Annotated in this window: 5 protein-coding genes; 1 reads left to right on the top strand and 4 read right to left on the bottom strand. The window is 63.9% G+C overall.

Going from position 1 to position 6204, the window contains the following annotated elements:
* Nucleotides 1-109 precede the first annotated feature (109 nt).
* From EN969_RS12840 to EN969_RS12825, 4 genes are all read right to left on the bottom strand, one after another.
* Nucleotides 110-220 (bottom strand): hypothetical protein, encoded by a 111-nt coding sequence (locus EN969_RS12840; protein ID WP_082826510.1) that lies wholly within the window; start codon nt 218-220, stop codon nt 110-112.
* A gap of 109 nt (nt 221-329) precedes the next feature.
* Nucleotides 330-1361 (bottom strand): hydroxyacid dehydrogenase, encoded by a 1032-nt coding sequence (locus EN969_RS12835; protein WP_063168637.1) that lies wholly within the window; start codon nt 1359-1361, stop codon nt 330-332.
* Nucleotides 1362-1784: 423 nt separating this feature from the next.
* Nucleotides 1785-2975 (bottom strand): NAD(P)/FAD-dependent oxidoreductase, encoded by a 1191-nt coding sequence (locus EN969_RS12830; RefSeq protein WP_013530602.1) that lies wholly within the window; start codon nt 2973-2975, stop codon nt 1785-1787.
* A gap of 118 nt (nt 2976-3093) precedes the next feature.
* A complete protein-coding gene (locus tag EN969_RS12825) occupies nt 3094-4590 on the bottom strand; it encodes a hypothetical protein (protein WP_063168636.1) in 1497 nt (498 codons plus the stop codon).
* A gap of 249 nt (nt 4591-4839) precedes the next feature.
* Between EN969_RS12825 and EN969_RS12820 the strand changes: the two genes are divergently transcribed.
* On the top strand, nt 4840-6204 hold a 1365-nt coding region (locus EN969_RS12820), incomplete at its 3' end, for a GumC family protein (RefSeq protein ID WP_127419157.1).

Raw genomic sequence — 6204 nt, 5'->3', positions numbered from 1 at the left:
GCAGAGCGAAGAGCAGCCATAAACACTGATGCTGCGCCTTGAGCGACTGCCGTCTCGCCGCCGACCCGCGGGCGCGTCCAATGCTACCTTCATCGAACACCGTGAGGCGTCAGCCTGTCGGGCCGATCGGACCGGTCACTCCTGAAGTGGCTTGCTGCGCCGTCACGGCGGAGAGTTTCTGCCGTTTGAGCAGCATCGGCTTTTCATAGATCTTCTTCATGGTCACGGCCTCCCTCCGCAAAGTTCGATTGCGGCAGCGTCATCGCCGGCCGCGCTCCTGTCAAGCGGACCTGGTCGAGGGCCGGCCAACCCGAACGAAAATCCACGCCTCAATTCCTGTCGGCCGGCTTGGAACGCATGCGCGAAACCGTCTCGCGCTCGGCGCGTTTGGAGCGCAGCGGCGGCAGGTCGCGGTCGATCAGGTCCATGTCCTCCAGCACCATATCGCCCATGCGCTTGAAGGCGATGTCGAGCGCGCCGGCGCGGTGAGCCGAGCGCAGGAAGCCGGGCAGGGCGCGCACCGGATGGTCCCGCGCCAGCGGTTCTTCGGGAAAAACGTCGCTGGCGGCGACGATGTGGCCGCTCTTCACCGCCGCCATCAGCGCCGGGAAGTCCACCACGCCGGCGCGGCTGAGCAGGATGAAGGCAGCGCCCTTGCGCATGCCGGCAAAGGCGTCGGCACCGAGAAAACCCTGGTTCTCGCTGGTCACCGAGGCAACGACGAAGATGAAGTCGCTGGTCGACAGCACCTCGTCGAGGGAGGCCGGCTCGACGCCATTGTCGATGAGGATCGATGGCGGCAGCCATGGATCGAAGACTTTGGTGCGGGTGCGGAAGCCCGACAGCAGCCGGTTGAGCGCCCGGCCGAGATCGCCGAAACCGATGATGCCGACATCGGCGCCGGACAAGAGCCGCGCCGTCTGGTTGCCGTCGCCGCCCCACAGTTCCTGTCCCTGGCGGAAGGCGAGGTCGGCATCGACGATGCCGCGGGCGAGATTGAGTGCCATGGCAAGGCCAAGCTCCGCGACCGGCTCGGCGAACACCAGGCCGGTGGTGACGACATGGATGCCGCGCGCGAACAACGTCTCGTAGGGCATATTGTTGATGAGGTTGGTCTCGACATTGAAGACGCAGCGCAGTGTCTTCATCCGATCGAGCGTTTCGGGCGATATGGGCGGCTGGCCGATGATATAGCGCGCCTCGGCCAGCACGTCGGCCGGCAGTTTCGCGACGCCGTCAGCGGTCGTCTCGACGATGCGATAGTGCGCCTTGAGCCGCGCCAGCTGCCGGGCTGTGAAGATCAGGTCGAGCGTGCGTGGTTCAGGCGCACTGATGACCAGCGGCAAGGCGCTGTTGGACATGACTATTCCCTCTGTTCCCCAATGGCCAAAATACCTTGGATGAAACGATTTACAACATCGCGCGGCCGAGGAGAGCGGGATTGGCGCTGGGATGAGGTGACCTGTCGGAGCCGATATGTGCCGGCAATGCAACAGTGAAGAATCGTTTGACCGCGATGGCGTGGATACGACGTAAGAACCAGTAATGGCACAATTGACATGGGGCAGGGAATTGGTTCTGCTGGCGCCGTATCAATTCGGAGGGCACTTTACAGTGAAGAAATACGAGAAACCAACCTTGCAGAAGCGCGACAGGCTTTCGGGTGTCACGGCCCAGACTGCCCCATCGACACCTCCGCCGACGGCAACCTGAGCGGTTGGCGACTGACGCCTTCGCCCTATAAGGGCAATCAATATCGGCGATAGGGCGCCACTGGTCGCGCCCTATCGCATATTGGCCACGGGTGCCCGCCGTTGTCCCAGATGCCGGACCTTACGGCCGATGATCATCAGCTGGCGCGCGGTGTTGTTGCGCAGGCGCCGCACGCGCCATTCCAGCCCGGTGTCGGCGGTAATCGACTTGGCATAGTAACTGACCCGCATGCCATCCTCATCGGCAGCCACCTTGACCGGGTCGTCATAGAAGGCGTTGATCTTGTCAGCCGCCATGCCTGGAGTTTCGAGCCAGCGTGGAATGTGAACCGAATGGAGCTGATCGACATCGGTCATCACGCGGCCGATGCCGACGCCCGGCGTCGGACACGTGGTACAGAAAGCATCGCCGATGAAGATGACCCCGTCGCGGCGATGGCCTTGCGTCGTGCTCAGACTGATCTGCCTGACCTCGACAGGACTCGCGACTTCGAAGTTGCCGCATCGCACGGCTATTTCGGGCATCAATTCGCAGAGCATCTTTTGCGGCTCCTGGCGGAACGCCCGCGTCCACGGCTCGGCCACATTGCGATAGAGGAACATGTTCGCCCGCATCTTGTCGCCGAGGGGAAAGATGCTGATGTAGGCGATACGGTCGGCGGCCCGCCTGCTGTAGCAGGTGACGGACTGATGACCGAAATCGCTGGGCGAGATGGCGAGGTCGAATCCCATCGACAATGAATGCGCCTTCGATTGCTCGATACGCTCGACGCCGACGGCGCGCCGCACCGCCTCGCCGTGACCGGTTGCCACCACCAGCAGGCGGGCATCGATGACGGTGCCGTCGGCCAGCACAAGCCGCTGCCGGTCCGGTCCAGTCGAGACTTCGGTTACCTTGCCGACCGTCAGCGGCACTTGCGCAGGCAAGGCGTCGCGCAGGCCATTGATCAGCGCGCCATAGGAGAATGTGAATTCAGCCTTCTTCTCATGCGCGAAGAACTGGCCGAGGCGAAAGACATGCGTGTCGGTCGTGGAGGTGACGAGACGCTTGAGTGTCGCATCGAGGCCGAGCTTTTCGAACAGCAGCATCTGGTCCATGCCGATCTTCTCGGCCCGGAATTCCTCGTGGTGGACGCGGTGCGGATCGATCAGCGCCACCTTGCGGCCGGCTCGTCCCAACAGAATTGCCAAGGTCGTGCCGGCCATTCCGGCACCGACGATCGCCACATCGACTTGGGCCGGGCCAGCCTCTGAGATACTCATTTTGCTGCTCTTTCTGATGGCAACGGCGCGTTTCACAATCTCCGGTAGAAAATATCTTCCGGACCTAAATCAACCGCAAGCAACCGGCGCGCGTGCTTGGTAGTAACCAATGTTTAGGTTAATCGCGGGCCCGCTGCTTCCAGCGCGGTGCGATCGCCGAGCCATCGATGAACTCAAAGCCGCCAGCCTCGTTGAGCGTGTGAAGTTTACGCCCACTCCATAGCGCACCTGGATTTAAGATGGTTTCAACGACCTGCTCCATGCCGATCAAATCAAGGTGAGAAATGCGTGCGATGCCAAGCGCCGCGCCGTAGCTCCTGCGGCAGTCCTGGACCGGGCGCAGCAGGTCGTTGCCGCGCCTGACCATGCGGCCGGCCGGCCGCACCGAGGCGATATCGATCAGCACGGGATTTTTGGGGTGCGGCGTCCAGGGGCCGCGAAAATCCGGCGCCGACCACAGATGCAGCGCGTCGGAGAAGGCGCCGCCGCCGTCGCGGACGGTGGCGAACAGCCACCAGGCGCCGCCATGCTCGACAAGCGTGGCGTCGCTGGCGACGACACCGGACAGAAGCGTCGCCTCCTTGACCCATCCGCCGGGAAAAGCTGTGGCCCGGTAGAGATCGACCGTGCCGTTGGCGCAGCTTTCCGGCACCATCCAGACCTCGCCGTCGCGCTCGAAGACGAAGGGGTAGGAGAGATGGTAGGGCAGCTCCAACACCGGTTCAGGCCTTCCGAGCGGGCCTGCCGGGCCGAAGGGAACGGCGGAGATGATGGCTTTGCCGAGCCGATGGATATAGTCCTCGACGAACAGGGTCAGCTGGCCCTGGTAGAGGATGGGGAACGGATCGGCGTAGAAGCGGCTGCCGTCGTCCGGCAACTCTTGCCAACCCGACGCCGGATGCGCGCGCAGCTCGAACAGATCGCGGCTCCCGGTTTGCCGCCAGCCGACCTTCCAGTGCGGCGCGTTGTAGCAAAGGTGATAGATCTTCTGGATGATCCGCCGCGCCAGCGCCTTGCCGGCCCTGACCCCAAGCTTGCCCGCCGAGGGCATTGGCGGCGGGCCGCCCACCTGCGCCGGTTCGGGCAGATCAGGCACGGACTTTGCCGCGCCTGACATGGCAGCTATGATCAGGCTTGCTGTGCGCGCCAGCATATCCTGGAAGGACGCCAGCGCGATGCCGCCATATTCGGTGCCCAGACGCCCGGCGGCGATCGCAACGCCGTTCTCCTCGATGCGGGCAAGCGGCGTGCGACCTGCGAGGATCAGGGCCAGCAAGGCCGCTTCGCCGCTGGCGCCGTCATAGGTGACGCGCCAGATCCGTGTGTTTTCCAGCCTGACATCGCCGCAGAGGTCGATGACGAGGTCAGGCGAAGCGGGGGACTGCCGGTAGGGCGCGAGCGCCGAAAGCGGCACACGCTTGGCCAGTCCATCATGGGACAGTCCGTGGATCGCCGTTTCGAGTTGAAACAGGGCCGCGGCGCTGCGCGGAATGCCACCGCCCGCCGGCCTGACATCGACGGACAGTTCGACGTCTTCGAGCGCGGCAAGGCGCTCCAGCAGCGTGACGTGAAAGGCGCGGACGCAGTCGCCGTCCAGGCGGAGGCTTATCTGCATGTTGGAGGTCCGAAAAGGCGGTGCCCGGCCTTGCCGGCCAGACCGGTCCGGTCAAATTGTAACCCCATTTGCATTCGTCTCCGCTCGCTGCGTAGCCAACACCTCGATATGTATATTTTTAAGCAAACCGCGTGCCAAAATTCACGTCACCTCTCAACATAATTAACAATGTTTTAACAGTTGGAGGAATAGCTAGGTTAGCGCCGCAAACTGATCTTGCCGGCATATGGAGTATTGTCGGAGGCAGCCATGCAATCATCCCTGCCCATGGTTCCTCAGCAACACTCCCCGGATCCGGCACGCGCGGGATCATATGCAGCCTCCACTGTCGAACTGGGCGATCTGAAGCGCATCCTGGTGCGCCGCCGGTTCTGGATCTTCGGCACCGTCGCACTGCTGACGCTGGTCGCCCTGCTCTACGGCCTATTCACACCGGCGCTCTACAGCTCGGCGGCGGAAATCCTGATCGATCCGCAGGACCTGCAGGTGGTCACCAACGACGTCAATCCCAGCCGTATCTCACCCGATGGCGGCATCACGCAGGTCGAGAGCCAGGTCAGCGTGGTCCAGTCGACAGGCGTGCTGATGCGGGCGATCGCGGCGACAAACCTGACGCAGGATCCGGAATTCAATGGGCAGGGCTTGCTGTCGCGCCTGCTCGGTTCGGCATCAGCCGAAGGCGACAGGTCGGTGCAGACACTCGACGCGCTGCGCCGGCGCCTGGCGGTGAAGCGGGCCGACAAGGTCCTGGTCCTCGACGTCATCGTCACTGCCAAGAGCGCCGACAAAGCCGCCCTCCTGGCCAACGCCATCGCGCAGGCCTACCTGGTCGACCAGGCGAGCGCGCGCGCGAAAATGGCCAAGGACGCTTCCGAGTCGATCACCGCGCGGCTGGACGAGCAGCGCAAGCGCGTCCAGCAAGCCGAAAACGCCGTCGAAGCCTACAAGTCCGCCAACAACATGGTGATGGCGGCAGGCAATCTGGTCAGCGACCAGGAACTGACCGAGATCAACACGCAGCTTGCGGCGGCGCAGAGCCGCACCGCGGCGCTGAAGGCGCAGGTCGACCAGATGCGCCGGCAGAGCGGCACGCCGGACGCAACTTCGGAAGCAATGCGCTCGGCGGTGATCTCGAGCCTGCGGGCGCAGGAGGCGACGTTGGTCGACCAGGTCTCGCAGCTCGGCACGGAGTTGGGGCCGCGTCATCCCTCGCTGATCGCAGCCCAGCAGCAACTGCGCGACACACGCCAGCTGATCGCGCGCGAACTTGGCCGCATCGCCACCGCCACCGAGACCGACTACGAACGGGCGCTGGCCAACCAGCAGGCGCTGGAAGCCAAGGTCGCCGGCATGAAGAGCAAGTCGCTCGACACCGATCAGGCCTCGGTGCGGCTGCGCGAATTGCAGCGCGACCTCGAGGCGCTGCGTTCCGTCTACTCGAACTATCTCCAGCGCGCCCAGGAGACGCGCGAGCAGATCAATGTCGACAGCACCAATGCGCGCATCATCTCCAACGCCATGCCCGCCTTGAAGAAGAGCTGGCCGCCTCTGCCGCTGCTGTTGCTGGGCGCGATATTCGGCGGCCTTGGGCTCGGCACCGGTCTGGCGCTGATC

Source organism: Mesorhizobium sp. M7A.F.Ca.CA.003.01.2.1 (assembly GCF_003998945.1).
Lineage (GTDB): Bacteria > Pseudomonadota > Alphaproteobacteria > Rhizobiales > Rhizobiaceae > Mesorhizobium > Mesorhizobium ciceri.
Note: the sequence above shows the minus strand (reverse complement) of the source record. Positions and strands in the feature narration are given on the sequence as shown.